The sequence below is a fragment of the Mesorhizobium sp. M4B.F.Ca.ET.203.01.1.1 genome, assembly GCF_004791025.1.
GTDB lineage: Bacteria > Pseudomonadota > Alphaproteobacteria > Rhizobiales > Rhizobiaceae > Mesorhizobium > Mesorhizobium abyssinicae.
In genome coordinates, this window is record NZ_SRUO01000001.1 from 354,944 (window position 1) to 381,353 (window position 26,410).

The 26,410-nt window shown below is 64.9% G+C and carries 26 protein-coding genes; 14 read left to right on the forward strand and 12 right to left on the reverse strand.

The annotated features are described in order from the left end of the window. Positions 1–2: 2 nt before the first annotated feature. Positions 3–1,757: an ABC transporter ATP-binding protein gene (locus EN846_RS01660; protein WP_128346844.1), complete on the forward strand. Its 1,755-nt coding sequence runs from the start codon at positions 3–5 to the stop codon at positions 1,755–1,757. A gap of 125 nt (positions 1,758–1,882) precedes the next feature. Here EN846_RS01660 and ilvD read toward each other — a convergent pair whose 3' ends face one another. Further along, positions 1,883–3,727 carry a dihydroxy-acid dehydratase gene (ilvD, locus tag EN846_RS01665; protein ID WP_135898884.1) on the reverse strand — a complete coding sequence of 615 codons (1,845 nt, stop codon included), beginning with the start codon at positions 3,725–3,727 and terminating at the stop codon, positions 1,883–1,885. A gap of 245 nt (positions 3,728–3,972) precedes the next feature. Here ilvD and EN846_RS01670 point away from each other — a divergent pair, with 245 nt between their 5' ends. Further along, positions 3,973–4,443 carry a VOC family protein gene (locus tag EN846_RS01670; protein ID WP_127282467.1) on the forward strand — a complete coding sequence of 157 codons (471 nt, stop codon included), beginning with the start codon at positions 3,973–3,975 and terminating at the stop codon, positions 4,441–4,443. Between the two features lie 85 nt (positions 4,444–4,528). On the opposite strand, the gene EN846_RS01675 is transcribed toward EN846_RS01670, so the two are convergent. The 4 genes from EN846_RS01675 to EN846_RS01690 all read right to left on the reverse strand — a co-directional run bounded on the left by EN846_RS01675 (position 4,529) and on the right by EN846_RS01690 (position 7,384). After that, on the reverse strand, positions 4,529–6,121 hold the full coding sequence (locus EN846_RS01675) for a peptide chain release factor 3 (protein ID WP_127282468.1): 1,593 nt from the start codon (positions 6,119–6,121) through the stop codon (positions 4,529–4,531). Between the two features lie 104 nt (positions 6,122–6,225). Further along, positions 6,226–6,513, reverse strand: coding sequence for a DUF1127 domain-containing protein (locus EN846_RS01680; protein WP_127391724.1), 288 nt, complete (start codon positions 6,511–6,513; stop codon positions 6,226–6,228). A 39-nt stretch (positions 6,514–6,552) separates the two neighbouring features. Further along, positions 6,553–7,086, reverse strand: coding sequence for a hypothetical protein (locus EN846_RS01685; protein ID WP_127391725.1), 534 nt, complete (start codon positions 7,084–7,086; stop codon positions 6,553–6,555). A 16-nt stretch (positions 7,087–7,102) separates the two neighbouring features. Next, on the reverse strand, positions 7,103–7,384 hold the full coding sequence (locus EN846_RS01690) for a DUF4242 domain-containing protein (protein WP_127391726.1): 282 nt from the start codon (positions 7,382–7,384) through the stop codon (positions 7,103–7,105). A gap of 196 nt (positions 7,385–7,580) precedes the next feature. Between EN846_RS01690 and EN846_RS01695 the strand changes: the two genes are divergently transcribed. Both EN846_RS01695 and EN846_RS01700 read left to right on the forward strand, forming a co-directional pair. Next, positions 7,581–9,398 carry a winged helix-turn-helix domain-containing protein gene (locus tag EN846_RS01695; protein ID WP_127391727.1) on the forward strand — a complete coding sequence of 606 codons (1,818 nt, stop codon included), beginning with the start codon at positions 7,581–7,583 and terminating at the stop codon, positions 9,396–9,398. Between the two features lie 71 nt (positions 9,399–9,469). Beyond that, positions 9,470–10,540: an FAD-binding oxidoreductase gene (locus tag EN846_RS01700; RefSeq protein ID WP_127391728.1), complete on the forward strand. Its 1,071-nt coding sequence runs from the start codon at positions 9,470–9,472 to the stop codon at positions 10,538–10,540. Here EN846_RS01700 and EN846_RS01705 read toward each other — a convergent pair. From EN846_RS01705 to EN846_RS01720, 4 genes are all read right to left on the reverse strand, one after another. After that, entirely contained in the window at positions 10,537–11,910 is a 1,374-nt protein-coding gene (locus EN846_RS01705) for an amidase (protein ID WP_127391729.1), read from the reverse strand. The two genes, EN846_RS01700 and EN846_RS01705, sit on opposite strands and share 4 nt — an antisense overlap. A gap of 133 nt (positions 11,911–12,043) precedes the next feature. Further along, positions 12,044–12,838, reverse strand: a complete 795-nt coding sequence (locus EN846_RS01710; RefSeq protein ID WP_127282475.1) for a class II glutamine amidotransferase — start codon at positions 12,836–12,838, stop codon at positions 12,044–12,046. 215 nt (positions 12,839–13,053) lie between these two features. Then, entirely contained in the window at positions 13,054–13,854 is an 801-nt protein-coding gene (locus EN846_RS01715; protein ID WP_127282476.1) for a class II glutamine amidotransferase, read from the reverse strand. 15 nt (positions 13,855–13,869) lie between these two features. Further along, entirely contained in the window at positions 13,870–14,121 is a 252-nt protein-coding gene (locus tag EN846_RS01720; RefSeq protein ID WP_127391730.1) for a DUF6356 family protein, read from the reverse strand. Positions 14,122–14,236: 115 nt separating this feature from the next. On the opposite strand from EN846_RS01720, the gene EN846_RS01725 reads away from it, so the two are divergent. From EN846_RS01725 to EN846_RS01745, 5 genes are all read left to right on the forward strand, one after another. Beyond that, positions 14,237–14,707, forward strand: coding sequence for an Lrp/AsnC family transcriptional regulator (locus tag EN846_RS01725; protein WP_127311402.1), 471 nt, complete (start codon positions 14,237–14,239; stop codon positions 14,705–14,707). Positions 14,708–14,791: 84 nt separating this feature from the next. Next, positions 14,792–15,277, forward strand: a complete 486-nt coding sequence (gene dut / locus EN846_RS01730) for a dUTP diphosphatase (protein WP_127311403.1) — start codon at positions 14,792–14,794, stop codon at positions 15,275–15,277. Beyond that, a complete protein-coding gene (locus EN846_RS01735; RefSeq protein WP_127391731.1) occupies positions 15,277–15,942 on the forward strand; it encodes an HAD family phosphatase in 666 nt (221 codons plus the stop codon). The genes dut and EN846_RS01735 overlap by 1 nt, the downstream gene beginning before the upstream one ends. Positions 15,943–16,021: 79 nt before the next feature. Then, positions 16,022–16,846, forward strand: a complete 825-nt coding sequence (locus EN846_RS01740) for a hypothetical protein (RefSeq protein WP_127391732.1) — start codon at positions 16,022–16,024, stop codon at positions 16,844–16,846. Between the two features lie 78 nt (positions 16,847–16,924). Further along, a complete protein-coding gene (locus EN846_RS01745) occupies positions 16,925–17,728 on the forward strand; it encodes an oxaloacetate decarboxylase (RefSeq protein WP_127391733.1) in 804 nt (267 codons plus the stop codon). Positions 17,729–17,741: 13 nt separating this feature from the next. Here the strand turns inward: EN846_RS01745 and EN846_RS01750 are convergent, their stop codons facing one another. Then, complete coding sequence (locus tag EN846_RS01750) at positions 17,742–18,431, reverse strand: sulfate transporter family protein (RefSeq protein ID WP_127391734.1); 690 nt, start codon at positions 18,429–18,431, stop codon at positions 17,742–17,744. 64 nt (positions 18,432–18,495) lie between these two features. Further along, positions 18,496–19,398, reverse strand: a complete 903-nt coding sequence (locus EN846_RS01755; RefSeq protein WP_128346137.1) for an EamA family transporter — start codon at positions 19,396–19,398, stop codon at positions 18,496–18,498. A gap of 277 nt (positions 19,399–19,675) precedes the next feature. Between EN846_RS01755 and EN846_RS01760 the strand changes: the two genes are divergently transcribed. The 3 genes from EN846_RS01760 to EN846_RS01770 all read left to right on the forward strand — a co-directional run bounded on the left by EN846_RS01760 (position 19,676) and on the right by EN846_RS01770 (position 23,307). Further along, positions 19,676–20,668: an adenosine kinase gene (locus EN846_RS01760; protein ID WP_127282484.1), complete on the forward strand. Its 993-nt coding sequence runs from the start codon at positions 19,676–19,678 to the stop codon at positions 20,666–20,668. A gap of 383 nt (positions 20,669–21,051) precedes the next feature. Then, positions 21,052–21,786, forward strand: coding sequence for an antitoxin Xre/MbcA/ParS toxin-binding domain-containing protein (locus tag EN846_RS01765; protein WP_128346136.1), 735 nt, complete (start codon positions 21,052–21,054; stop codon positions 21,784–21,786). Between the two features lie 378 nt (positions 21,787–22,164). Then, positions 22,165–23,307, forward strand: a complete 1,143-nt coding sequence (locus tag EN846_RS01770; RefSeq protein ID WP_127393840.1) for a porin — start codon at positions 22,165–22,167, stop codon at positions 23,305–23,307. A gap of 57 nt (positions 23,308–23,364) precedes the next feature. Here EN846_RS01770 and EN846_RS01775 read toward each other — a convergent pair whose 3' ends face one another. Further along, on the reverse strand, positions 23,365–25,410 hold the full coding sequence (locus EN846_RS01775) for a BTAD domain-containing putative transcriptional regulator (protein WP_135913820.1): 2,046 nt from the start codon (positions 25,408–25,410) through the stop codon (positions 23,365–23,367). A gap of 125 nt (positions 25,411–25,535) precedes the next feature. Between EN846_RS01775 and EN846_RS01780 the strand changes: the two genes are divergently transcribed. Together EN846_RS01780 and EN846_RS01785 are read left to right on the forward strand one after the other, a co-directional pair. Next, positions 25,536–25,781 carry a DUF1127 domain-containing protein gene (locus EN846_RS01780; protein ID WP_127286075.1) on the forward strand — a complete coding sequence of 82 codons (246 nt, stop codon included), beginning with the start codon at positions 25,536–25,538 and terminating at the stop codon, positions 25,779–25,781. Positions 25,782–25,815: 34 nt separating this feature from the next. Beyond that, the gene (locus tag EN846_RS01785; protein WP_128346134.1) at positions 25,816–26,328 is read left to right on the forward strand and encodes a hypothetical protein; all 513 of its coding nucleotides are present in this window, start codon (positions 25,816–25,818) and stop codon (positions 26,326–26,328) included. Positions 26,329–26,410: the final 82 nt, after the last annotated feature.

Sequence of the window (26,410 nt, forward strand, 5' to 3'; positions counted from 1 at the left end):
GTTTGTTTCGTTTCTTCCGTTCGTCGGAAAACCAGAGCCTCATCGCGAGGTTGGTGAGGGAATCCTTTCACCAACACAAGTTCGGCTATGGCGCCGCCATAGTGTCGATGCTGGTGGTGGCCGCCACGACCGCCGCCAGCGCCTGGATCCTCAGCGTAATCACCAATGAATTCGTGATCTACAAGAGAGTCGAACGCGTCAACTGGATAGCCTTTGCGGTCGCCGCAATCTTCATCGCCAAGGGCATCGCCAACTTCGTCCAGGCCTATTTCATGAGCCGGGTCGGCAACGCCATCATCGCCGACCGCCAGCGCAAGATCTATGACCGGATCTTGGCGCAAGGCATCGAGTTCTACCATTCGACCTCGTCATCCGACCTGATCACGCGCATGACCAACAACGCGCAGGCCGCACGCAGCGTCCTCGACCTCGTCGTCACATCCTATGTGCGGGACCTGGTGACCTTGATTGCCTTGGTGGCCGTCATGGTCTGGAAGCAACCGGCGTTGTCCCTGATCTGCTTCGTCGTCGGGCCGGTCGCGATCTACGGCGTCAACCGCATCCTGAAGCGCATCCGCAAGATTGCGTCGATGGAATTTCGCTCGCTCGGCCAGATCGTGCATGTGATGCAGGAGACGGCGATCGGGGTGCGTGTCGTCAAATCCTTCAACCTCGAAGGCGCGATGCGCAAGCGCATGTACAAGGCGGTCTCCGACGTCGAGAACCGCGCCAACAACATCGCCACACTGGAAGCCGCCACCAGTCCGGTGATGGAAACGCTTGCCGGGCTGGCGATCGCCGGTGCGATCTTTGTGAGCGGTTTCCTGGTTTTGCAGGGCGGTCAGATGCCGGGCAACATCATGGCTTTCATCGGAGCGCTACTGCTGGCCTATGAGCCGGCCAAGCGCCTGGCACGCGTGCGCATCTCGCTTGAGACCGGGATCGTCGGCGTGCGCATGATGTTCCAACTCGCCGATCGGCCGCTGACCCTTGCCGAAAAGCCCGACGCCACACCGCTGCGACCGGGGCCCGGCGAGATCAGGTTCGAAGACGTAACTTTCGCCTATCCCGAGAGCGCGCCGGTCTTCAAAGACTTGAACCTCACCCTGGCGCCCGGCAAGATGACGGCGCTGGTCGGGCCGTCGGGCGGCGGCAAGTCGACGATCCTCAATCTGATCATGCGCATGTACGACCCGCAGAGCGGCAAGGTGGCGTTCGACGGCCAGGACATCTCGCATGCCACGCTCGCCTCGCTCAGGCAGAAGATCGCCTATGTCAGCCAGGACACGTTCCTGTTCGCCGGCACCGTCATGCACAACATCCGCCTCGGCCGTCAGGATGCGACCGAAGCGGAGGTGATCGCCGCCGCCAAGGCCGCCAACGCCCACGACTTCATCAGCGCCATGGCCAAGGGCTACGAGACAGAGGTAGGTGAGAACGGCTCGCTATTGTCCGGCGGCCAGCGCCAGCGCATCTCGATCGCGCGCGCCATGCTGCGCAATGCCGAAATCCTGCTGCTCGACGAGGCGACCAGCGCGCTCGATGCCGAGTCGGAAGCGCTGTTCCGCGACGCGCTGCAGCAGCTCACGGTCGGGCGCACAACCATCGTCATCGCGCACCGGCTATCGACCGTGCATCAGGCCGACACGATCGTGGTGCTGGAGAACGGCAAGGTGCAGGAAAGCGGCCCGCACAAGACCCTGCTCAAGCAGGGCGGGCTGTATCAGAAGCTTTATGAGTATCAGCTGATGCCGTGAGCTTACCCTCCCCCTTGTGGGGAGGGTAAGCTGCGAAGCAGCGGGGCGGGGGTCGGCGCCGCCCCCCACCCGGACCTTCGGTCCGACCTCCCCACAAGGGGGGAGGTAGGGGTCGCAGCTTAACCCTACTCCGGCACTTTCCGCACCGCACCCTTGTCGGCGCTGGTGGCGAAGGCGGCGTAGGCGCGCAGCGCGGTCGTGACCTTGCGCTTGCGCTTTTCCTCCGGCTTCCAGGCATCCGCGCCCTTCGCCGCCATCGCCGCGCGGCGGGAATCGAGCTCGGCTTCGCTGACCGCCAGATGGATCTTGCGGTTCGGGATATCGATCTCGATCGTGTCGCCTTCCCGAACCAGGCCGATCAGCCCGCCTTCGGCGGCTTCCGGTGAGACATGGCCGATCGACAGGCCCGACGTGCCGCCGGAGAAGCGGCCGTCGGTGATCAGCGCGCAGGCCTTGCCGAGGCCCTTCGACTTCAGATAGCTGGTCGGATAGAGCATCTCCTGCATGCCGGGGCCGCCGCGCGGACCCTCATAGCGGATGACGACGACATCGCCGGCCTTGATCTCATTGCCGAGGATCGCCTTGACCGAAGCGTCCTGGCTTTCGAACACGCGCGCCGGGCCGGTGAACTTCAGGATCGACTCGTCGACGCCGGCGGTCTTCACGATGCAGCCGTCGAGCGCAAGGTTGCCTTTCAGCACGGCAAGGCCGCCATCCTTGGAGAACGGCGTCTGGGCCGAGCGGATGACGCCCGTTTCACGGTTCGTGTCGAGGTCGTCCCAGCGGCGGTCCTGGCTGAAGGCGACCTGCGTCGGCACGCCGCCGGGGGCGGCGAGGAAGAAGTCGCGCACGTTCTGGCTGGAGGTGCGGGAAATGTCCCAATGGTCGAGCGCCTCGCCCAGCGTCGCGGTGTGGACCGTCGGCAGGTCGCGGTTGATCAGCCCGGCATTGTCCAACTGGCCGAGGATGGCCATGATGCCGCCGGCGCGGTGGACGTCCTCCATGTGCACGTCGGACTTGGCCGGCGCCACCTTGCAAAGCACCGGCACCTTGCGCGACAGCCGGTCGATGTCTTCCATGGTGAAGTCGACCTCGCCCTCGTGGGCGGCGGCCAGGATATGCAGAACCGTGTTGGTCGAGCCGCCCATGGCGATGTCGAGCGCCATGGCGTTCTCGAAGGCGCCCTTGGAGGCGATGCTGCGCGGCAGGGCGCTTTCGTCCTCCTGCTCGTAGTAGCGCTGGGCGAGGTCGACGACGAGATGGCCGGCCTCGACGAACAGGCGCTTGCGGTCGGCATGCGTTGCCAGCGTCGAGCCATTGCCGGGCAGCGACAGGCCGAGCGCCTCGGTCAGGCAGTTCATCGAATTGGCGGTGAACATGCCCGAGCACGAGCCGCAGGTCGGGCAGGCCGAGCGCTCGATGACCTTCACGTCCTCGTCGGAAATCTTGTCGTCGGCGGCGGCGACCATGGCGTCGACGAGGTCGAGCGCCTGCGTCTTGCCGGCCAGCACCACCTTGCCGGCCTCCATCGGTCCGCCGGAGACGAAAACGGTCGGGATGTTGAGGCGCAGCGAGGCCATCAGCATGCCGGGGGTGATCTTGTCGCAATTGGAGATGCAGACCATGGCGTCGGCGCAATGGGCGTTGACCATGTATTCGACGGAGTCGGCGATAAGCTCGCGCGACGGCAGCGAATAGAGCATGCCGTCATGGCCCATGGCGATGCCGTCATCGACAGCGATGGTGTTGAATTCCTTGGCGACGCCGCCCGCCTTCTCGATCTCGCGCGCCACCAGCTGGCCGAGATCCTTCAGATGGACATGGCCGGGCACGAACTGGGTGAAGGAGTTGACGACCGCGATGATCGGCTTGCCGAAATCCGAATCCTTCATGCCGGTGGCACGCCACAGGCCGCGGGCGCCGGCCATGTTGCGGCCGTGGGTGGTGGTGCGGGAACGATAGGCGGGCATGCAATTTTCCTTAGCTGGCTGGCTGCGCCCGGTGCGGAGCGCGGCGGCGCTGAATTCAGGTCGCAGGCGTTATAGACGCCGAAGCCTGGTCTGGCCACAATTTTGCGGTGCGCCAGATTTTCCAGGAAAATTCGATGCCATTGTCGGATCGCGCGCCGCACGGCCGTCCTTGGACAGACGGCACGGAATGGCACCATTCCCGCAGTCAGCCGTTTCATCGTAATAAGCAACCCGAGGAGCACGAGATGCAAAAGATCACCACCTGCCTGTGGTTCGACGATCAGGCCGAAGAGGCGATGAATTTCTACGTGTCCATCTTCAAGAATTCGAAGGTGCTGAGCGTGATGCGTTGGCCCGAAGGCCACGCCGATGAAGGCAAGGCGCTGGTGACCACGTTCGAACTCGACGGCGTGCAGTTCCAGGCGCTCAACGGCGGACCGCAATTCAAGTTCAACGAGGCGATGTCACAGTCGATCGACTGCAAGACGCAGGAAGAGGTGGACTATTTCTGGGACAGGCTCATCGAAGGCGGAGGCGAACCGTCGCAATGCAGCTGGCTCAAGGACAAGTTCGGAGTGTCCTGGCAGGTCGTGCCGGAGCAGTTGCCGCGGCTGCTTCTCGACCCGGACAGGGCCAAGGCCGGCCGCGTGATGTCGGCGATGATGGAGATGAGCAAGATCGACATCGCCAAGATCGAGGAAGCGGCCCGAGGCTGAATGAAATCTCAAACGCCGGCGCCGCCCCTCATCCGCCCTTCGGGCACCTTCTCCCCGTGAACGGGGAGAAAGGAAAAAGGAGTGACTACGCCGCCTTGTCGCGGACCTGGTAGTCCTTCACCGCGGCGAAGCGGATCGCCTTCCAGCGCTCGGCTTCGTAGTTGAGCGAAAAGGCGTGCTGGGCGAGGAACACCGGATCGTTGTCGAGATCGCGGGCGATGTCGCCGCGATGCGCTTCGATGAAGCGCTGCACCTCCGCTCTGTCGTCGGCCGAGATCCAGCGACAGACGGAAAAGCGCGACATTTCGAAGTCGACCGGCAGCGTGTACTCGATGTTCAGCCGTTCCTTGAGCACGTCGAGCTGCAGGGCGCCGACGACACCGACGATGGCTGGCGAGCCGTCCTCGGGCGAGAACAGCTGCACCACGCCTTCCTCGGCCATCTGGTGCAGGGCTTCCTTCAGCTTCTTGGCCTTCATGGCATCGCCGAGGCGGACGCGGCGCAGGATTTCCGGGGCGAAGTTCGGCACGCCGCGGAACAGGATCTCCTCGCCCTCGGTCAGCGTGTCGCCGATGCGCAGCGTGCCGTGGTTGGGGATGCCGACGACGTCGCCGGCGAAGGCCTCGTCGGCCGTGACGCGGGTGCGGGCGAAGAAGAACTGCGGCGCCGACAGGCTCATCGGCTTGCCGGTGCGCACCAGCTTGGCCTTCATGCCGCGCTCGAGCTTGCCCGAACAGACGCGCACGAAGGCGATGCGGTCGCGGTGGTTGGGGTCCATGTTGGCCTGGATCTTGAAGACGAAGGAGGTCATCTTCTCCTCGGTCGCCTCGACCTTGCGGCTGTCGGCCTCCTGCGCGCGCGGCGGCGGCCCGAAGGCGCCGAGCGCCTCGATCAGGTCGCGCACGCCGAAATTGCGCAGCGCCGAGCCGAAATAGACCGGCGTCAGATGGCCCTCGCGGAAGGCGTCGATATCAAGGGGTCTGCACGCTTCCCGCGCGAGCTCCAGCTCCTCGATGAAGGCTTCCCGCTCATTGTCGGGCAGCAGCCCGGCAACGCGGTTGGAATCGGGACCGTTGACCGGCGTGCGCTCCTTCTCGTCATCGCTCTTGCGCACGGCGTTCAGCGCCAGATGATAGGTGCCCGAAAAGGTCTTGCCGCGGCCGATCGGCCAGGTGACAGGCGCGGTGTCCAGCGCCAGCTTCTGCTCGATCTCGTCGAGGATCTCGAAGGGATCGCGGCTCTCGCGGTCCATCTTGTTGACGAAGGTGATGATGGGGATGTCGCGCAGCCGGCAGACCTCGAACAGCTTCAGCGTGCGCGGCTCGATGCCCTTGGCGGCATCGATGACCATGACGGCCGAGTCGACCGCCGAGAGCGTGCGATAGGTGTCGTCGGCGAAATCCTCGTGGCCGGGCGTGTCGAGCAGGTTGAAGACATTGTCGTCATACTCGAAGGTCATCACCGAGGTGACGACCGAAATGCCGCGCTCGCGCTCGATCTTCATCCAGTCGGACCGGGTCTGGATGCGGTCCTTCTTGGCCTTGACCTCGCCGGCAAGCTGGATCGCGCCGCCGAACAAAAGCAGCTTTTCGGTGAGCGTGGTCTTGCCGGCGTCGGGGTGGGCGATGATCGCGAAGGTGCGACGGCGCGATACCGCGTTTTCGATGTCTTCTGCCAAGTCGTGGAATCCTGTCTGTGGCGCGGGCTTCTAGCAGCGCTTTTCCGGCCTGTCGACAGTTTCGGGCCGATCGGTCCGAGACGACCGGAAATCGGCCGCGCAGATCAGTTCCACAGCCAGCCGCGACCATTCTTGCTGCCGTAGCGGGTGACCAACGCGATCTCGGAGCGATCAATGCCGATGTCGCGCAGCAGGTGGTCCGGAAATTCGTGAAGCCGCGCCCGGTCCCTGCGAATGCGGATGATGCGGGCGAAGGCTCCGACGCCGAAACGATCGATGGCCGTCACGAAGAAGCGCCAGCCGAAGGGCCGATCGACCGTGAATTCCAGTTCTTCAAGGGATGACATTGTCGTGTTCCTTCTGTTTGAACGATGGGAGATCGGGAGGGCCATGCAATGACCCTCCCGATGCGGTGCCGGGTCTTGGCTGCGTCAGGACTGATCGTTGGCGCAGCTCACGTAGGGGTTCCAGTCGGCGAACATGCCGGCCGGATTGTGCCGCCAGTGCCAGACATGCAGCTCGTAGTAGGGGTCCACCGGATGGACGCCCACGGTCGTCTTGCGCTGCAGGGTGCGGCCGAGGAACTCGGGAACGCCCTTGCCCTTCCAATCCTTCTCGAAGACGATGTATTCCATGCCGACGAGCTGCATGGAGCCGTCCGGCTCCGGCTCGTAGGTCAGCACGTCCGGCTCGGCGAGCACGAGCTTGCCATCGCCGGCACGGCCCGGATGGATGAAGTGGACCCCCATCGTGCCGTGCTCGTCATGCGTCGTGCATTCGAAGAGCTGCTGGTAGCCTTCGGCCTTGGCGACCTCGATGTTGACGTACCTGGCCGCCATTTCCCGAGACCGGTTGAGCACCGGGTCCGGCGTATCATGGGCATCCGCGGTGCCGCAGGCGAGCGCGGAGGCCCAGATGGCGCCGGACAACGCCGTGCCGAGGACGAGATTTGCGAAGAGTTTCACCACCCGTGCCTCCCCGTCAGGCGCTGGCGTGCGCCGTCGTCGGATCGAACAGGCGCTTCACCTGCGTGATCTTGGTGGCCGGGAAGCCGCTCATCTTGGCGTGGCGCTGGATGATCGCCTCGTCCTTGGCGAGATAGACGCAGAAGGTCTTGTCGTCGGTGACGAACGACTCCACCCACTGGATCTCGGGGCCAAGATCGGCGAGGACGGCGTTCGAGGCCTTGGACGCGTCGCGGAGCTGCTCGCGCTCAAAGGTGCCGACCTTGGGAATGTCCCGCTCGATGATGTACTTCTGCATTGTCGTAGTCTCCTCATCTTGGCTTCAAAAGCCGGCTGGCGGCCCGACCAGGTCGCTGCCGGTGACATGCCTGGGGTTGCTGGGCTAAAGTGCCGCTTGGCTCGCCAGGCACGGGAAGAATGACAGGAGGGGGGGCCGACAGTCCTTACGCCGCGCTTATCTTCTCCTGATCCTTTGCCCATTGTCGTTGGAGGGAATGCTGCCGATGGGGGTCTATTGCTTCGGCGACTTCGAGCTGAACGAGGAATCCCGCGCCCTTCGCCTCGCCGGCAGGGAGGTCGAGGCGCAGCCGCTGGTCTTCGACTTCCTCGCCATGCTGCTGCGAAATCAGGAGCGGGCGCTGAGCAAGGACGAACTGCTCGAAACGCTGTGGCCGGGCGTCACGGTGACGGAGGCCTCGCTGCAGCGCGTGGCGAGTCTCGCTCGCAGCATCCTTCGCCAGGGCGGAATTGAAACGGCGCTGCGCAACCTGCCGCGGTTTGGCTACCGGATCTACCTGGATTCACCTGCCGCTCCGGAAAACAAGATCGTTCCGGCCGGCGAGGTGAGCAAGCCTTCGAGCCCCGGCTCGCCAATCCTTTTGGCACGCGCGGCCGTTGCGGCCAGAAAATGGCGTGAGGCCGCGGCCTCCTTCGCCGAAGCAGACGCCACCGACGAGTTGTTGACGGCCGATCTCGAAGAATGGGCATTGGCACTGGAGTGCATGGGACGGCCAGCGGAAGCCATTCCGCTCCTGGCGCGCGCGGTGACGGAGTACGGCGTCGCCGGCGAACGCCTGCGCGCGGCTTCTCCGGCAATCACCCTTGCCATGATCCATCTGGAGAGAGGAGAGCTTGCCGCCGCCAATGGCTGGCATAAGCGTGCCGCGCAGTTGATCGATGGCGCCACCGAGAGCAGGGAGCATGGCCTCTGGTGCTGGATGGGCGCGCGCATCAAGGGCGCGGAAGCCGAGCCGGAGCACGCGCTTGCGCTCGCCGAGCAGGCTTTCGAGGTCGGCAAGCAGCTCGAGGATCCGGTCGTCGAGTCGCTCGGTCTCATCTATCGCGGCTTCTTCAAGCTTTGCCTTGGGGAAACAAGGTCCGGGCAGGAAGACCAGGATTTTGCCGCAGCGCTTGGTCTCTCCAGCGATGTCGACCCGATCGTCGGCGGTATCCTCTACTGCAACATTCTCTGGGCCTGCCGAAATTTCGGCGACTGGGCGAGAGCCAACCAATGGACCCTCAGCTACGAGGGCTGGTGCAGAGGACACGGGCTGGAGGAACTCACGGGCTCGTGCCGGCTGCATCGGGCCGAGGTGCTCGGCGTCCATGGCACGCTGAAAGAGGCGGAGACTCTGGTGCGTGCCGCGCTCGACCAGCTTGCGCTCGACGCGCCTTGGGCCACTGGCGATGCGCTGCGCGTCCTGGGTGACATTCATCTTGCCGCCGGCGATTTCGCCGAGGCCGAAACAGCCTATCGCGCGTCCCACGCCGCGGGCTGGGACCCGCAGCCCGGCCTTGCGCTGCTGCAGCTCGAGCAGGGACAGGCGGAGGCCGCCTTCAGCGCGCTCGAGCGGTCCCTGGTTGGGAACCGCTGGCCAACCCTGCAGCGGCGCGGCATGGTCCTTGCCACGCTCGCCAAGGTGGCGGCGCGGACCGATCGGCTGGAGCGCGCGAAGCAGGTGATCGCCGAACTGGAAAGCGAGCCGCAACGTTGGCCGATGGCCTCGATCCGGGCGTTGACTGCCGAGGCCAAGGCGGAACTGTTCATGCGGGAAGATCGCCTTGTGGAAGCGGCGTGGGAGCTGCAGACCGCATGCTCGCGCTGGGCAGAGATCGGCTCGCCGACCAGCTGCGCGGATGCCAGGCTTTCGCTCGCGGCGCTGCTCATCCGGCTGGGTGACCGCACCGGCGCGGAGCTGGAGCTCGGCACGGTGCTCGCGGTCGCGAAGAAAGTCGACTCGCCGCGCCTCATGCGGCGGTACGACGAGTTGAAAGGGCTGCTCGCCGGCGCCAAGCAAGAGGCGCTTGGCTAGCGCATAGACGCCTTCTCGCTTGAGGTTGGCTCGGTGCGATGGCATGACGGGAAACCCCAATGGAGCCCGGCATGAGCAGCGCGAAAGAAGTCATCGTCATCGGCGCCGGCATCATCGGTGCCTCGATCGCCTGGCATCTGACGGGAGCCGGGGCGCGGGTGACGGTGATTTCGGATAGCGGCGCGGGTGGCGTCGCGACACCCAATTCGTTTGCCTGGATCAATGCCAGCTGGGGCAACCCCGAGACCTATTTCCGGCTGCGCCGGCGCGCCATGACCGAATGGACAAGGCTGGCGAAGGATCTGCCCGGCCTGCCGCTCGCCTGGTGCGGCGGCCTGTGCTGGGACATGCCGGCGGACGAGCTGGAGGCCTATGCGGCCGAGCATTCCTCCTGGGGCTATGGCATCGAGCGCGTCGACCGCGACCGGGTGGCCCGCATCGAGCCCAATCTCACCGAGCTTCCGGAGCTTGCGCTCTATGTGGCGGAGGAAGGCGTCGCCGAGCCGGTTGCCGCTACCAGGGCGCTGCTGGCCGATGCCGAGCGGCGCGGCGCGAAGTTGGCAACCGGAACCGTCACCGCCCTGGTGCGATCCAATGGCAAGGTCACGGGCGTGGAGATGTCCGGCGAGCAGCTTACCGCCGACGAGGTGGTGATCGCGGCCGGCGCCGGAGCTCCGGGGATCGCCGAAACAGTCGGGGTCAAGCTGCCGATCGAAACACCGCCCGGCCTGATCGTTCATTCGCGCCCTTACAAGAAGCTGCTCAACGGGCTGGTGCTGGCCGAGCGGCTGCACATGCGCCAGACGGCCGAGGGCCGCATCATCGCCGGCTCGGATTTCGGCGGCGCCGATCCGGGCGAGAATGCGGAGGACACGGCGCGCGAGCTGTTCAAGGCGACGAAGGCGATGCTGGGCGGCGCCGAGGGGCTGGAGCTCGATTTCCACACGGTCGGCTACCGGCCGACCCCGGTCGACGGCTTCCCAATCATCGGCCGCGCCGAGGGGATGGACGGGCTCTATGTCGCCGTCATGCATTCCGGCATCACGCTGGCGCCGGCGGTCGGTCTTTTTGCCGCCCGCGAAATCCTCGACGGCGAGCGCGATCCATTGCTTCAGTCTTACGGGCTTGGCCGCTTCTCTTAATAGCCGGTCGGCCTGCGAAAGCCGCCAGCGAGTGGCGCGATCGCTGACGCAATGCCGAGCAGCCGCGATTCCGACCAGCGACTGCCGATCAGTTGCAGGCCGATGGGCAGGCCCTTGCTATCGTACCCGCCGGGTATCGTCAGCGCCGGATGGCCGGAATAATTGAACACTGCGCCATAGGCCGGCAGCATCCAATAGTTTTCCCCTCTGCCGTTGACCTCGATCGCCGTTCCCGGCGCGCAATGCGGGAAGGCGGTGGTCATGGCGACCGGGCAGAGCAGCGCATCGCAGCTTTCGAAGAACCGGTCCCAGGCGAGAATCGAGCGGTCGCGGCGGGCGAGCGCCGCGAACCAGCGCGAGATCGGCGTCGGCTGCTCCGGCGGGTCCGGCTGCGCGGCCTCCAGCATCATGCCGATCAGCGCGCCGCCCTCGGCGAGATCGTCGTGCAGATCGACCCGGGGCAATTTTGCCTCATCGACCATGGCGCCTGCCGATCCGAGCTTCTCGCCAAGCTTCTCGACGGCGGCGCTGATCTCGTCAGCCACCGGGAAGCCAGGGAAGGTCGTGGCGACGGCGATGCGCAGCGTGCCGACGTCCGGCGTCTCCGTAGCCTCGACCGGCACCGGCGCAAGGTCGGTGTCGCCTCCGTCCGGTCCGGCGATGATCCGGTAGATCAGTGCCAGGTCCTCGGCGCTGCGCGCCAGCGGGCCGAGGCACGACATCAGCCGGACGCTGCGCGCCGTCCCGCCCGGATCGGGAAAAGCGCCGGCCAGCGAAACGCGGTGCTCGGTCGGCTTCAGACCGTAGACACCGCAGAAGGCAGCCGGCAGCCGGATGGAATCCTGCATGTCGGTGCCGATCTCGAACGGCGTCATACCCGCTGCAACCGCCGCCGCCGCGCCGCCGCTGGAGCCGCCGGCGGTGCGCGACAGATTCCAGGGGTTGCCGGTGCGGCCGAACAGTGGATTGTCCGATTGCCAGTCGCTGAGCATGGTCGCGACATTGGTCTTGCCGATCAGTATTGCGCCAGCCGCCTTCAGCCGCGCCACGACCGGGCTGTCCTTTTTCGCCACATAGTCGGCAAACGGCGGGAAGCCGACCGTGGTCTTCATGCCGGCCGTGTCGTGCGTATCCTTCAGGGTGAAGGGCACGCCGTGCAGCGGACCCAGCGCATCGCCGCGCGCCAGCGCAACGTCCGCCTGCCTGGCGCGCTCGCGAGCCCCTTCCCTGTCGAGGGTGACGATGGCGTTGACCGCCCCGTTGCCCCTGTCGATCTGCGCAAGATGCGCATCCAGCGCCACCACGGCCGAGATTCTTCGCGCGGCGATCGCGGTGGCGAGATCGATGGTCGAGGCGAAGGCGATGTCCATGACGAATGCTCCGGCTTGCTGGCCGCGCCTGCTGATCAAGATGGCGGACTGTGGCGCGGCTTCAAGCCGAGTTCAGCATCCGAGGATCGGCCTCGCTTGATCGGGATTGCGCTGGTATGCGCGGCCGGATGGTTCAGCTCGCGAGCGCCAACTCCGCCAGAGCCGGAGTAAAGGGCCGAACGACCATGCCATCGCGTGTGATGGTGACGAAGCTCGATGGCGGGATCGCCTGCCACTCGCCGCCTTCGCGGTCGAAGGGCTCCGAGACGATGCAGCGGCCCCTTCCAAAGGCCGAGGTGTAAAGCGTCGGCGCATGATCGTCGGTGGCGTAGCGCACGGCGTGCAGTGCCTTGCCGTCCGAGAAGGCGGCGGTGAGCTTCAGCGCCGGGTCCAGACCGGCGCGGCGCGAGGCGTCGAGCACGCGATTGGCGGCGCGCGTTGCCGCGCCATGCGGATCACGCGACAGGCCCTCGTCGATCATCAGCAGGAAGAACAGCTCGGAATCGGTGCTGCCCGAGCGCCGGTCGTAGACGGCGTCCGAAAGCGAGTTCTCCAGTCCGCGGCGTATCCTTTCGAAGCTGTGGATCTGGCCGTTATGCATGAACGACCAGCGGCCGGAAATGAACGGGTGGCAGTTCATGCGGCTGGTGCCGCCACCGGTCGAGGCGCGGACGTGGGCCAGGAAAAGGCCGGATCTGATCTGCTGGCACAGGCTTTTCAGATTGGGGTCTGACCAGGCCGGCAGAATATCGCGATAGAGCCCAGGCTCGGGCCGCCCGCCATACCAGGCGAGACCGAAGCCGTCGGCATTGGTCGGCGATTTCGCCTCCCGCGCGTCGCGGCTCTGAACGATCAGCGAGTGGGAAGGTGCGGTGACGATCTCTTCAAGGAATATCGCTTCGCCGAGATAGGCGGCCCATCTGCACATTGTCGCGTCATCCTCTTTTGCCCATCCAACCGGGGCCGCGAATGAAAACCATTCGCCGCCGGTGAGGCGCCAGAGATGACAGGAGGACGGTTTGGCGTCCTTACGTCGCGCTGATGTTTTGCTGATCCTTTGCCCAAGGCAGGCCGGAAAGATGGCGGCGATCGCCGGGCGATTCCGGCCCGGACCGCACCGGTCTCGACGGATCGAGATCGTGTTTAGCCGACCAGCGCCAGCTTGTTCGCTGCAGGTGCAAAAGGCCGAATGCCCATGCCGTCCGCCGTCATGGTGACGAAGCTCGACGGCGGGATCGCCTGCCACTCGCCGCCGTCGCGGTCGAAGGGTTCGGAAACGATGCAGCGGCCCGCGCCGTTGCGGAAGACGGAGGTGTAGAGCGTCGGCGCATGATCATCGGTGGCGTAGCGCACGGCATGGAGCGCCTGGCCGTCGGAGAAAGCAGCCGTCAGCTTCAGCGCCGGCTCGAGGCCAGCGCGACGCGAGGCTTCCAGCACGCGACTGGTGGCGCGCGACACCGCGCCTTGCGGGTCTTCGGACAGACCCTCGTCGATCATCAGGAGAAAAAAGAGCTCGGAATCTGTGGTGCCCTCGCGCTGGTCGAAGACGGCGTCGCAGAGCGAATTCTCCAGCGCGCGACGGATCTTCTCGAAACCACCGATCTGGCCGTTGTGCATGAACGACCAGCGGCCGGAGATGAAGGGATGGCAGTTCATGCGGCTGGTGGCGCCGCCGGTCGAGGCGCGCACATGGGCGAGGAACAGGCCGGACTTGATCTGCCGGCACAGGCTCTTCAGATTGGGGTCCGACCAGGCCGGCAGGATGTCGCGATAGAGGCCGGGCTCGGGCCGGTCGCCATACCAGGCAAGCCCGAAACCGTCGCCATTGGTCGGCGACTTGGCTTCCTGGGCGCAGTGGCTCTGGGCGATCAGCGAATGGCAGGGCGCGGTGATGATGTCTTCGAGGAAGACCGCTTCACCAAAATAGGCCGCCCACCGGCACATCGCATTCCACCGTTGCTAGGCGCGGTCCATCAGAGCCTTGGGCTCCTTGACCGCGTGTGAGCCTCTGTTGTGCGTCCGCTCATAGAGCTCGCGGACGATTCGGCTGGCGGTAGTCTCGAACAGAAATGGCAAGAAAGCGTGAACGAGCGCTGCGCCCGCGGCCATCGACAGGCGCGAGCAGAACCAGGCGGCGAAGGCCATGTGGCTGAAATAGGTCTCGCCCACCTTGGCCGGGTGAGAGGTGAACAGCTTCGAAAACGTCGTCATGGTGATCCCTCCTGCCGGGATGAGCCCCGATGCTGGGTATCGTGCCACGGGTCAAAGGTTCATCGATCCCAAATTGTCCTTGCGATGAGCAACAATTTGGGACATTCATCCCATGATGAGCATAGAAATCGATGAAATCGATCGAAGATTGCTGGCGGAGCTGCAACGCGACGGCACGTTGTCGGTCGATCAGCTGTCGGAGCGGGTGGCGCTGTCGCGCAATGCCTGCTGGCGGCGGGTCAAGCGGCTCGAGGAGGACGGTGTCATCACCGGGCGCGTAGCGCTGGTCGATGCCGACAAGCTCGGGCTCGGCCTCTCCGTGTTCATCCTGGTCCGCACCTCCAACCACGATCCGGACTGGCTGCAGAAATTCCGCGCGGCGGTGACCGGCTTTGCCGAGATCACCGGCGTCTACCGCATGTCGGGCGATCTCGACTATGTGCTGAGAGCCCGCGTCGCCGACGTGAAGGCCTATGACCGGCTCTACCAGCGGCTGATCGCCAAGGTGGCGTTGTCGGATGTCTCGGCCTCCTTCGTCATGGAGGAGATCAAGGAGACGACCGTCGTACCGGTAGAGCTGCGCTGAGCAGGAACCGCCTCGAAAGAAAGGCGTTGACAGCGTTGCTGCCGGGTTGACCTTTCCGGCACTCGCGCCGATAGGAATGGGCTCATGCGCACAGCTGTCTATCCCTCCTCCGTCATCGGCCCCTCCGTCGGTTTCGTCCGGCTTCCGCATGGCGAAGGCCTGCCACTGCCGGCCTATGAAAGCTCAGGCGCCGCCGGCATGGATTTGCGCGCCGCGGTGCCGGAAGACCGGCCTTTGCTGATCCTGCCCGGTAAACGCGCGCTGGTGCCGACCGGGCTGATCGCGGAAATTCCCGAAGGCATGGAAGGCCAGGTCCGGCCGCGCTCGGGCCTCGCTTTCAAACACGGCCTTACCGTTCTCAATTCACCCGGCACCATCGACAGCGATTATCGCGGCGAGGTGAAGGTGCTGCTGGTCAATCTCGGCGACGAGGACTTTGCGGTGACGCGCGGCATGCGCATCGCCCAGATCGTCTTTGCCGCGGTGACTCAGGTGGCGGTGGAAGAACGTTCCCTGGCTGGCAGCACGACGCGCGGCGGCGGCGGTTTCGGGTCTACCGGCACCGCTTGATGCGTGGGCCCTTTCCAAAGCTGGTCATCTTCGACTGCGACGGGGTCCTGGTCGACACCGAGAACCTTGCCAACCGGCGCCTCGCCGAGTGGCTGAGCGGCGCCGGCTTCGCCACCACCTTCGAATATTGCCGCAAGAACTTCTCCGGCCGCAGCATGGCCTCGGTGCAGAAAGAGATCGAAGCGGCGACCGAGGTCAGGCTCGGCGTCGATTTCGTCGACCGTTGGAACGCCGGCCTGCCGGACCTGTTCGCGCATGGCGTCGAGGCAATCCCTCATGTTCGCGACTTCGTCGAGAAGGTGCGGGCCGCCGGCATCGCCTATTGCGTCGCCTCCTCGGCGCGGGTGTCGAAGATGCACATCACGCTGGGCCAGACCGGGCTGTTGCCGCTGTTCGAGCACGCCATGTTCTCCTCGACCATGGTCGGGCGCGGCAAGCCGTTTCCGGACCTGTTCCTCTACGCGGCAAAGACCATGGGCTTCGCGCCGGCCGACTGCATCGTCATCGAGGACAGCGTCGCAGGCACCGAGGCCGGCATCGCCGCCGGCATGCGCGTCTTCTCCTATCACGCGGACCCCTATTCCGATCCGCACGGCCTGGAAGAGGCCGGCGGCATCCTGTTCGACGACATGCGCGAGCTGGCCGGGCTGGTGCCGATCCCCTGAGCCTATGTTCGACCTTGCCCCCGGCTGTGCGCTGCAAAACTCCGTGCTAGCGTGCGCTCTTTCGAGGGCACCCGCACATATGATTTCCATTTTGTTTCGCTTCATTCTCGCTTGCCTGTTCTTGCCCTGGCTGTGGGCAGCGGCAGGCGCACAGAACGCCAGCTTCCCGGAACTGAGCAGCGCCGTCCCTGGCCATAAGGGCATCACCTATCTCGACCTTGCCAACATGGTCGTTCCGGTTCTCGCCGGCACTTCGCCGATCAAGATCCGCCCCATCAGCGGCGAGGCCGATGACGAGGCGCCGCCTGCGACCGGCGACCTGTCGAGCGCCGCCGTGCTCGACATCAAAGCCGGCGGCGGGGAGCGGCTGACGATGCTGTTCGACCTCGGGCAAGCCTCCGACAGCGCCGAGGGTTTCGCTGTGCTGGCGCTCTACGACCTCAGCGGCGAGCCGAAACTGCTCGATGCGGTCAATGTCGCCACCGATCGGAGCACGTTTTTTCGCGAACCGGCCAGGCTTTCGATCAGCGCCGGCGATGACGCCGTCGTCATCACCAGCACGCATTTCAATTCGAACCAGGGCTATGTCAGCACGTTGCTGCTCATGGTCCGCAACGACCGCTTCGAGCTGGTCGACACCATCAACACATTCGATGAAAACTACTGCTACAAGCGGACGCAGGATCTTGCCTTCAAGACGCTCGCGGACGGCCGGCGCTATGCGGCGATCAAGGCGACGGTCACAGACGCCACCGTGCCGGGCGAGGACTGCGAGGGCGAGCAGCCCAAGGCCTCGTCGCACAAGATCTCCGTGACCTACCGCTGGAGCAAGAAAGCGTCGCGCTACGTGCCTGGCTCCAAGGCGTTCGAGCGTTTGTCAGCAGAGAACGAGAAACGCTTCTGAGCCAAACGCATTCGTTTGCCCGGCGAAAATCGGCGCGATAGACTTTCCCGGCAATTCGATGTCTGGAGGGAAGCATCCATGGACAAGGGCAAGATCTTTCGCGACCTGCACGCCTCGACCTTCGTCATGCCCAATCCCTGGGATATCGGCACGACGAAGCTTCTCGCCTCCTTCGGCTTCAAGGCGCTGGCGACGACGAGCGCCGGCTTTGCCTTCTCGCGCGGCCTGCCCGACGGCGCGGTGACGTTCGACCAGATGATCCATCATTGCCGCGAAGTGACGGCGGCGACCAGCCTGCCGGTCTCGGCCGACCTCGAGCGCGGCAAGGGCGACAGCCCGGAACAGGCCGCCGAGACCATTTTCGCAGCCGAGGCGGCCGGGCTTGCCGGCTGCTCGATCGAGGACCACACCGGCGATCCGGAAAAGCCCATCTATGAATTTTCGCACGCGGTCGAACGCGTCGCCGCCGCTGTCGAGGCGGCGCGGGCGCTGAAGCATGACTTCGTCTTCACCGCGCGGGCCGAGAATTTCCTGTGGGGCCGGACCGATATCGACGATACGATCAAGCGGCTGCAAGCCTTCGAGCAGGCCGGCGCCGACGTGCTCTATGCGCCAGGGTTGAGCGACGTCGAGACGGTGCGGATCGTCTGTTCGTCGGTGAATAAGCCCGTCAATGTCATGGCGCGGCCAGGCTTCACCACCGCCGACCTCGCCCAGGCGGGCGTCAAGCGTATCTCGCTCGGACCGTGGCTGACCAACTTCGCCTTCGGCATGCTGGAGACGGCGGCGCGCGAGATCCAGCAGGACGGCACGTTCGGCTTCACCCGCTCCGCGATGCCGTTCGGCAAATTGCAATCGCTGTTTGGCAAGCTGGGCGACTGACGGCCGGATAGAGTTACGCCTTTTCCCGTGCCGATACCGCCTTGTGCAGGTTGACCATCATGGCGGCGGCGAAGAGCGGGGTCAGCAGATTGAGCAGCGGCACGGCGAGGAAGGCGGCAATGATCAGGCCGGCCAGGAACACCGTGCCGGCATGTTTCCTGCGCAGCGCCTTGGCCTCTGCCTCCGGGCGGAAGCGCATGGCGGCGAATTCGAAGAACTCGCGCCCGAGCAGGTAGCCGTTGACGATGAAGAACGCGGCGATGTTGATGCCCGGCACCAGGAGCAGCAGCAGGGCGACTATGTTGCCGAGCACAACGACGCCGAAGAATTTTATCGCCAGCGCCAGCGAGTGCAGCGCTGGCACGGGACGGCCCGGCGGATCATCCAGATAATCGGTACGCTCGACCACTTCGGCGATGTCGTCGAGGAACAGGCCGGCGATCACGGCCGTCACCGGCGCGACAAGAAGAGCCATCCCCATCGCCAGAAGGATGCCGGCGACAATGGCGCCCAGCCATCCGGCCCAGGACGGCAGGCCGGGCCCCTGCAGCCACGGCCAGGCCAGCCATTCGAGCAGGCTCTCGATGCCGAACCAAAAGGCCACCAGCGCCAGCAGGGTCAGCCCCAATGTCTTAAGGAAGACGGAGCGGAATTCGGGCGAGAACAGCCGGCTGGCGGCGGCGCGGGCAGCGTCGAGGATCACGGCGTCTCCAACCTCTCATCGACAAAGACGCTTCCGAGATAGGCACCCTTGTCGAGCAGCGCAACTATTGCGCAAGCTTCCTCTGCCGCGCGGGGATGGTCATCGCCGCGACGCCGACGACCACGAAACCCATGCCGAGCCAGGCCGTCGGACCGAGGCTCTCGCCCAGGAAGAGCGCGCCGATGCCGACGCCGATCGGCACGCGCAGATAGGCCTGCGACGTGGTGCCGACCGAGCCCAGCGTGTGGATGAGGCGGAAGAAGATCGAGAAGGCGAGCGCGGTCGAAAAGACCGAAAGTCCAATCAGCGCAAGGATCGATGCCGTCGATGGCGAGAGCGTCCACGGCCGGTCGAAAACAAGGCTCAGCGGGATCAAAATCGCGGCGCCGCAGATCATCGAGCCGGCGGCCGGCAGCATCGGGTCGAGCCCCCTGAAGTTGCGCCCGAAAATGGCGGCGCCCGCATAGCTGACGGTGGCGGCGATGACGGCAAGCTGCGCCCAGAGCTGATGGCCGAGGCCGCCGAGCGCCTCCGTGCCGACGATCAGGCAGATGCCGGCAATGCCGGCGCCGACGCCGACCAGCTTGCGCAGCGTAACCGGCTCGTGGCGGGTGATCAGCGCCGTCAGAAGGAAAGTGAAGATCGGCGATGTGGCGTTGAGGATGGTGGCAAGGCCGGCATCGATGGAGCGCTCGGCGGCGGCGATCAGGGTGAAGGGCACGACGCTGTTCAGGCAGGCCTGGAAGGCGAAGCGACGCCAGGTTGCGGCCTCCCTCGGCATGGCGAGGCCGCGCCAGCGGATGATGGCGAGCAGGATGGCGCCGGCGATCAGGGTGCGCGCGGCGATGAAGGTGACCGGCGGGATCGTCTCGACGCCGACCTTGATGAAGCTATAGGACGCGCCCCACAGCACGGCCAGCACGCCAAGAAGGGCCAGTTCGGTGGTCATGTCGGTCTTTGCGGGCATTGCCGGTTCGCGCTTTTCAGAAACTTCGATCGGATCGCTTCTAGCCGACGGCCAGGCGGAAATGTTTCGATCCCGATGCAACCATAGCCGCCATCTTCACGGCCGATATGGTCCAGTTTGATGCGATGGCTGCAGCAGCCGGCGAATAAACGCGGCCATTGGCCGGAATGGCGGAACCCGATGCCGATTTTCGGGGTAGGCAAAAGGGCGGCAACTCGCTAGACCCGCGCCCGGCCGGCATGGCAGAAAGCCGGCAGGTTCCCAGGCGGAGAGATTGATGCCGGACTATGACGTGCTTTGCATCGGCAATGCCATTGTCGATATCATCGCCCAGTGCGACGATGCCTTCCTCGAGACCAACGGCATCATCAAGGGCGCGATGAACCTGATCGACACCAGGCGCGCCGAATTGCTCTACAGCCGCATGGGCCCGGCGATCGAGGCGTCCGGCGGCAGCGCCGGCAACACGGCGGCCGGCATCGCCAGCTTCGGCGGCCGCGCCGCCTTCTTCGGCAAGGTCTCGAACGACCCGCTCGGCGAAATCTACACCCACGACATCCAGGCCCAGGGCGTCGCCTTCGACACCAAGCCACTCCAGGGCCAGCCGCCGACGGCGCGCTCGATGATCTTCGTCACGCCGGACGGCGAGCGCTCGATGAACACCTATCTCGGCGCCTGCGTCGAGCTCGGTCCCGAGGATGTCGAGGCCGACAAGGCCTCCGGCGCCAAGGTTACCTATTTCGAGGGCTATCTGTGGGATCCGCCGCGCGCCAAGGAAGCGATCCGGCAGACGGCGAAACTGGCGCATGAAGCCGGACGCGAAGTGTCGATGACGCTGTCGGACTCGTTCTGCGTCGACCGCTACCGCGACGAGTTCCTCGACCTGATGCGCTCGGGCACCGTCGACATCGTCTTCGCCAACAGCCACGAGATCAAATCGCTCTACCAGACCTCGTCTTTCGAGGACGCGCTGGCGGCGATCCGCAAGGATTGCAAGATCGCAGCCGTCACCCGCTCGGAAAAGGGCTCGGTCATCGTGCGCGGCGACGAGACCGTCACCATCGAGGCAACGACGATCCGCGAACTGGTCGACACCACCGGCGCCGGCGACCTCTATGCCGCCGGCTTCCTCTATGGCTACACTGCTGGACGCAGCCTGAAGGATTGCGGCAACCTCGGCTCGCTGGCGGCTGGGCTGGTGATCCAGCAGATCGGGCCGCGGCCGCGGCAGAATTTGCGCAGCGCGGCCCAACTGGCGGGGTTGCTGTAGCGCCTCTGCCTCTCCGCTTGTGGGAGAGGTCGGATTGCCCCGATTTGTCCTTCATAAATCGGCTGGCAATCCGGGTGAGGGGGTATGCTGGCGCCAAGCCGGAGCACCCCTCAACCGTCCCGACGCTGCGCGCCGAACCACCTTCTCCAACAGGGGAGAAGGAAGAACGCGATTTGTCGCACGCCTGTCATAGAGCACACCTACACGCAGACTGAGGCGTCCCGTGACTGACATTTCGGGATGTCCAGTTGGGGTGCAAGAAATGCAAGACAGCAACCTGTCGGGTCGCTGTGTTTGTCGTTGCTGCCATTTTCGCTTCCTGCTGTAGCCATTTCAATCGGCCGCAGCTGGGGAGGAGCGCGCGTGGCCTGCAAGACAGATACATGACCAGATTTCAAAATCCAACGGATGCGATATCGCAGGATGCCCTGGCGGGCCTCGTGGCCGAGGCGGTGCAACAGGCGCTAATCCAGCATGGGGTCGTTCTTGACGCACAGACCCTGGGTTCAACCAGCGCCTTCGCCGGCAATGTTGCCGCAAGCCTGCCTTTCCTTCCGCAGGCACAGCGGCTCGCGATTGGCTCTTTCAAGGGCGAATGGAGCGCCTTGGCCTCGGAGTTGGTCCATGCAGTAACGGCCGCACAGCGCGACATGGCGAATACCTCGGATGACATCGCTGCTTTGGCATCGGCAGGCGACAGCCGGAAACCCGCTTCCCCCGACCCGCGCGAGCGAACCAACGATCTACAATCGGTGCTGATCGAGGATTGGGCCGGCGAGGTCGCAGGGTCGACCTATCTGGAAGAGAATTTCCGCATACCGCGCTCGACCCTGCATCGCTGGCAACGGCGAAACGAGGTCATTGCCTTGCGCAAGGGTGGCCGCAAGCATGTCTTCCCGCTCGCCCAGTTCGTCGACGGCAGGCCGGCGCCGGGGATCAGCGAGGTGCTTTCGCTAATTGCCAATCCAAGGCTGGCCTGGTTCTGGCTGATCCGCCCTTCGCCCGATCTCGGTGGTCGCACTCCAGTTGAAATGCTCAAGCACGACATGGTGCGCGAGGTGGTGCAGGCCGCACGCGAGTTTACATCGGCGGACAGTCTCAGCGGCGCTTCAGTCTGATTTTCGGCCTTCAAATCAAACGGTTGGCCAATTCTTGATGCCTCGTTCGTTAATCGACTAAATTCCTCTCATCAGATAGTCATATTTACGCTTACTCTAGGTTGTGCAAATCTATCTAAGTGTTTCATTTGTACTGTTTGTTCCGTTTGTGCCAAATTCGTTGAGATATTCGTGGTATTTGCGCAACAATACTTTTCGAAGAATCCAAAAGCTCTTTTTCAAACATGATCTCTGTTGAATAGCGCTCCCGCTTGGGCCATGTCGGGGACGAAAAGGGCGGCGCGATGCGCGTCATTTTCAACAGTGGGGAGGGGGCGGCAACGCTTGCCCTTCAGCAAAGATATCAAACCCGTTTAACTTTTGTCTGGAGATCAGAAAATGAACATCAAGAGCCTTCTTCTCGGCTCAGCTGCGGCCCTGATCGCAGTTTCCGGCGCGCGCGCCGCCGACGCCGTTGTCGTCGCCGAGCCGGAACCGGCTGAATACGTCAAGATCTGCGACGTGTACGGCTCGGGCTACTTCTACATCCCCGGCACCGAAACCTGCCTGCGCATCGGCGGCTATGTCCGTTACGACGTCGGCATGGGCGACGTCGGCTCGTTCGACGGCGCGAAGTCATTCGACCACCAGGACGGTGACCAGCAGGACACCTGGAAGAAGAATGCCCGCTTCACCTTCAAGACCTGGACCGGCCAGGAAACCGAACTCGGCACCTTGAAGACCTACACCGAAATGCGCTTCAACTTCGGCAACAGCAACGGCTATGGCACCCTCGCCTCCGGCAATCCCGCCGTCGACAAAGGCGTCTCGGTGAAGTTCGCCTGGATCCAGCTCGGTGGTCTGCGCGTCGGTAAGGACGAATCGGCCTTCGATTCGTTCATCGGCTACGCGGGCGCCGTCATCCAGGATACCCTGGTTCCGTACGGCGATTTCGACACCAACGTCGTCCAGTACTACTTCGACGCCGGCAACGGCTTCTCGGCCGTGGTCTCTCTCGAAGAAGGCTCTGGCGTCGTCGGGACGATCGACAGCTATGTTCCGCATGTCGTCGGCGGCGTGAAGTACACGCAGGGCTGGGGCGCCATCACCGGCGTCGTCGCCTATGACAGCAACTATGAAGAAGTCGCCGGCAAGGTCCGTCTCGACGTCAAGCCGATGGACAACCTGTCGCTGTTCATCATGGGCGGCTACGGCACCGACGACAATCTCAACGACGACGCCGGAAACGTCATCGACGCGCACGGTCGCGGCTTCTACAAGCAGTGGAGCGGCAACTGGGCAATCTGGGGCGGCGGCACCTATACCATCAACGAGAAGACCTCGTTCAACGCCCAGCTCTCCTATGACGAAGGCAAGAACTTCGGCGTCGCGGCCAACATTGCCTATGAAATCGTCAAGGGCTTCAAGATCACGGCCGAAGTCGACTACCTGCATGTCGGCGAGGACACCGTCACCAACTGGACCAAAGCCGACAAGGAAAACAGCGTCGGCGGCATCCTCCGCTTCCAGCGCTCGTTCTGATCGGTCCTACAGTCTCGAAAGAAGGGCCCGCAGCACGTCGCTGCGGGCCTTTTCGTTTCAACCCAACCCGGCCTGCCTTAGCGCTGAATAGACCCGCTGGCGCAGATCGTCCGGCACCTGGCCGACGACCGCGTCGAACGAAGCGACCGTCAGCCCCTGGTCCATGCGCCTTGCCTCGGCGATGACCGTCATGGCTTCCTCCGCGCGGCCGAGCGCGACGAGGGCGGCGGCCAGTCCCAGCCTCGACCAGGTCTCGCGCGCATTGAGCGCGGTGGCGCGCCGGGCGGCGGCCTCGGCGGCGGCGAAATCGTCCAGCCAATAGTGGCAGAACGACTGCAGCGTCATGAACATTGAGCCAAGCGGATCCCTGGGGTTCAGCCGCACCGCCTGGCCGATATGATGCAGCGCCTCGCGCGGCCTGCCCGACCAGAAATGCAATTGCGCCATTCCGAAATAGGCCTGCGCGAAACTCGGGCTGAGATCGATCGCCATCGAAAGATGATGGGCGCCGCGCGGCCGTTCGCCGATGAAGGTCAGCAGGCGTCCGAGCACGACATGGCTGAAGGCGTCGCCGGCATCTAGCGCCAGCGCCTTCTCGGCCTGCGCTATGCCGGCGCCGAGCGTCTGCCCGACATCGGTAGTGAAGTGCCAGGTCACCGCCGACAGGCAGACATAGGCGAGGCCGGCATAGGGCAGGCTGAACCCCGGCTCCAGCTCGAGGGCACGCTCAAAATGCCCCTGCGCCAGCTGATGATCGTCCCTGGTGAACCGGTAGGCATGCCACATGCCGCGATGGAACAGTTCCCAGGCATCGAGATTTTCCGGCCGCTTGCGCGCCGCGCTTTCGCGCTCCGCCGCCCGCACCTCGGCGTCGATGTTGGCGATGATGCGCCTCACCACCTCGTCCTGCAGGTCGAAGACGTCCTGCGCCGGCCGGTCATAGCGCTCCGCCCAGACGCAGCGGTCGCCGGACGCATCGATCAGTTGCACGGCAACGCGAAGCTGGTCGCCGCCGCGCCGCACGCTGCCGGCAAGGATGTATCTGACGTCGAGGTCGCGCGCGGCGATGCCGGCCTCGCCGGCGCCGCTCCCATAGCCGACCGTCGACTGCGGCGCGATGACCAGGAAATCGCGCTGCCGCGACAATTCCGTGATGATGTCCTGCGAGATGCCGTTGGCGAGGAAATCCTGCTCGCCGTCGCTCTTGCCGGCAAAGGGCAGGACGGCGATCGACAGGCCGCGCGGCCGCTCGGTCGGCCAGCTTGGGGCTGTCTCCCGGGCCGCTGGTGAACCGGAGCCGTCCGCCGGACGGACGGCCGCATCCCCCGCCGAGGCAGCATCGGACGCGATCTGGCGCGAAAGCCGCACTGTTTCCTGCGACGGCTCGACGCCGAGCTCGCGCTTGAGCAGTTCGCGGCAACCCTGGAACTGGGCCAAGGCACGCGAGCGTTCGCCTGCCCTGGCGTAGAGGCGCATCAGCAGCCGGTGGCTTTCCTCGCGCAGATTGTCGATGGCGAGCAGGCGCTGGCCGACGGACTGTGCCTGCGAAAGGTCGCCGGCATCGGCCAGCCGGAGCGCCATGCCTTCGAGAACGGTCTGCGCCAGATTGCGGCAGCGGGTGCGTTCGAAGGTCAGCCAGTCGGAGAACTCGGCGCTGGCCGACGGACGGCTTTCGAGGAATTCGCCGTAGCGCCAAAGCGGAGCAGCGCCTTCGACTATCCCGGCCGGGTTGCTGGCAAGGCTGGCGAGCCGGTCGGCGTCGACGGCAAGCGCGGCCGGATCGAGGGTGACGGCATCGCGGTCTCCGCCGAGCGCTTGCGGTCCGAGCGCGGCGCGCAGCGACGACAGCGCCTTCCTCAAGCTGCCGCGCGCCTGCTCCTCGTCGCGATCGCTCCAGAACAGCGCCGCCAGCTTGTCGCGGCCATGCAGCCGCCCGGCGGGCATGGCCAGATAGGCCAGCAGCAATTCGCATTTGCGTGTCGGCAGTTCGACAGGCTGCCCGGCCGCGTCGCGCAGCGAAAACCCGCCCAGCAGGCACAGTTCGAACGGCCCGCGATCGGTCGTCGGGCTCGCCCTGTCATGCGCCGGGACGCTTTCCCCCACCCGCCACAGCTCCTTTTCGCGACGATTTCCCGAAGATTTCACGCTTCGCGAACGCCGGCTTCCCGGCCGTCGCCGATATCCGGCCCATAGCGATCACGGAGATCGCGCCAAACCGGAGAAGACCAATGACCCTGCATAGCATGAAAGACACCCTGCCCCTAGCCGCGACGCCGGCCGGATGGATGTCCGGCATCCTGCGCCGCACCATCACGCGCTCCGTCAGCGACGCGGCGCGGGATGAAGCCGTTCGCCGCAGCCTGCGCCATGTCGGCGGCTTCGACGACCGCCTGCTCCGCGACATCGGCGTTGGCCGCGACGAGATCTTCAACGTCGTCGCGCTCGGCATCAAGCCGGCCAGTCGCCTCGGCTGAGCCAACCAAACAAACAAATCCAAGGAACGATGAGATGTTCACCAAGACAAATACGTCCAACCTCGCCGGCGCCGTCATCGTGCTGGCGGCGATCGCCGGTGCCGGCGCGCTCACGAGCGGCGCCCATGCCGGAGATTTCAAGGTCAAGCACGGCATCGCGCATGCGGTGACGCAGGGCGGCGGGGTAAAGGTGCATGGCCGCCCTGCACCCAGCCCCGGCGGCTTCAAGGCGGCGAGCAGACTGCCGTCGCTGGTCGACAGGGTGCAGCCGCGCATCCACGCCAAGATCGACTGCGTGCCCAATGGCTGCAAGTCGGGTCCGCCCGACCTCTACAAGCACAAGAAGCTGCCGTGCGAGCTCTTCGGCTGCAAGCCCGACCATGGCGGCCACCATCACGGCCACCACAAGCACGGCGCCTGGGGCTGGGGCGGAGTGACCATCGTGGCCTCCGACCACGGCGGCTGCGGCTATGAATTCTGGAAGTGGAAGGTGACCGGCTGGCGCTTCTGGAAGCACGCCTATCTCGCCTGCCGCGACTGGGAATAGGGTTTCGCAACGCCTTCAAATGCCTTGCCTTCCCCTCGCCTTGCGGGGGGAAGGTTTTCGGCCGGTCCGTCCTGCTCGATGG

Excerpts from the sequence above, each read along its gene's own strand:
- EN846_RS01760 (WP_127282484.1), top strand. The coding sequence starts at position 19,676 with ATGCCGGACTATGACGTGCTTTGCATCGGCAATGCCATTGTCGATATC.
- EN846_RS01700 (WP_127391728.1), top strand. The coding sequence starts at position 9,470 with ATGAGCAGCGCGAAAGAAGTCATCGTCATCGGCGCCGGCATCATCGGT.
- EN846_RS01745 (WP_127391733.1), top strand. The coding sequence starts at position 16,925 with ATGGACAAGGGCAAGATCTTTCGCGACCTGCACGCCTCGACCTTCGTC.
- EN846_RS01725 (WP_127311402.1), top strand. The coding sequence starts at position 14,237 with ATGAGCATAGAAATCGATGAAATCGATCGAAGATTGCTGGCGGAGCTG.
- EN846_RS01740 (WP_127391732.1), top strand. The coding sequence starts at position 16,022 with ATGATTTCCATTTTGTTTCGCTTCATTCTCGCTTGCCTGTTCTTGCCC.
- EN846_RS01720 (WP_127391730.1), bottom strand. The coding sequence starts at position 14,121 with ATGACGACGTTTTCGAAGCTGTTCACCTCTCACCCGGCCAAGGTGGGC.
- EN846_RS01705 (WP_127391729.1), bottom strand. The coding sequence starts at position 11,910 with ATGGACATCGCCTTCGCCTCGACCATCGATCTCGCCACCGCGATCGCC.
- EN846_RS01680 (WP_127391724.1), bottom strand. The coding sequence starts at position 6,513 with ATGGCCCTCCCGATCTCCCATCGTTCAAACAGAAGGAACACGACAATG.
- EN846_RS01690 (WP_127391726.1), bottom strand. The coding sequence starts at position 7,384 with ATGCAGAAGTACATCATCGAGCGGGACATTCCCAAGGTCGGCACCTTT.
- EN846_RS01695 (WP_127391727.1), top strand. The coding sequence starts at position 7,581 with ATGCTGCCGATGGGGGTCTATTGCTTCGGCGACTTCGAGCTGAACGAG.
- EN846_RS01710 (WP_127282475.1), bottom strand. The coding sequence starts at position 12,838 with ATGTGCAGATGGGCCGCCTATCTCGGCGAAGCGATATTCCTTGAAGAG.
- dut (WP_127311403.1), top strand. The coding sequence starts at position 14,792 with ATGCGCACAGCTGTCTATCCCTCCTCCGTCATCGGCCCCTCCGTCGGT.
- EN846_RS01735 (WP_127391731.1), top strand. The coding sequence starts at position 15,277 with ATGCGTGGGCCCTTTCCAAAGCTGGTCATCTTCGACTGCGACGGGGTC.
- EN846_RS01755 (WP_128346137.1), bottom strand. The coding sequence starts at position 19,398 with ATGCCCGCAAAGACCGACATGACCACCGAACTGGCCCTTCTTGGCGTG.
- EN846_RS01785 (WP_128346134.1), top strand. The coding sequence starts at position 25,816 with ATGTTCACCAAGACAAATACGTCCAACCTCGCCGGCGCCGTCATCGTG.
- EN846_RS01715 (WP_127282476.1), bottom strand. The coding sequence starts at position 13,854 with ATGTGCCGGTGGGCGGCCTATTTTGGTGAAGCGGTCTTCCTCGAAGAC.
- EN846_RS01770 (WP_127393840.1), top strand. The coding sequence starts at position 22,165 with ATGAACATCAAGAGCCTTCTTCTCGGCTCAGCTGCGGCCCTGATCGCA.
- EN846_RS01670 (WP_127282467.1), top strand. The coding sequence starts at position 3,973 with ATGCAAAAGATCACCACCTGCCTGTGGTTCGACGATCAGGCCGAAGAG.
- EN846_RS01765 (WP_128346136.1), top strand. The coding sequence starts at position 21,052 with ATGACCAGATTTCAAAATCCAACGGATGCGATATCGCAGGATGCCCTG.
- EN846_RS01780 (WP_127286075.1), top strand. The coding sequence starts at position 25,536 with ATGACCCTGCATAGCATGAAAGACACCCTGCCCCTAGCCGCGACGCCG.
- ilvD (WP_135898884.1), bottom strand. The coding sequence starts at position 3,727 with ATGCCCGCCTATCGTTCCCGCACCACCACCCACGGCCGCAACATGGCC.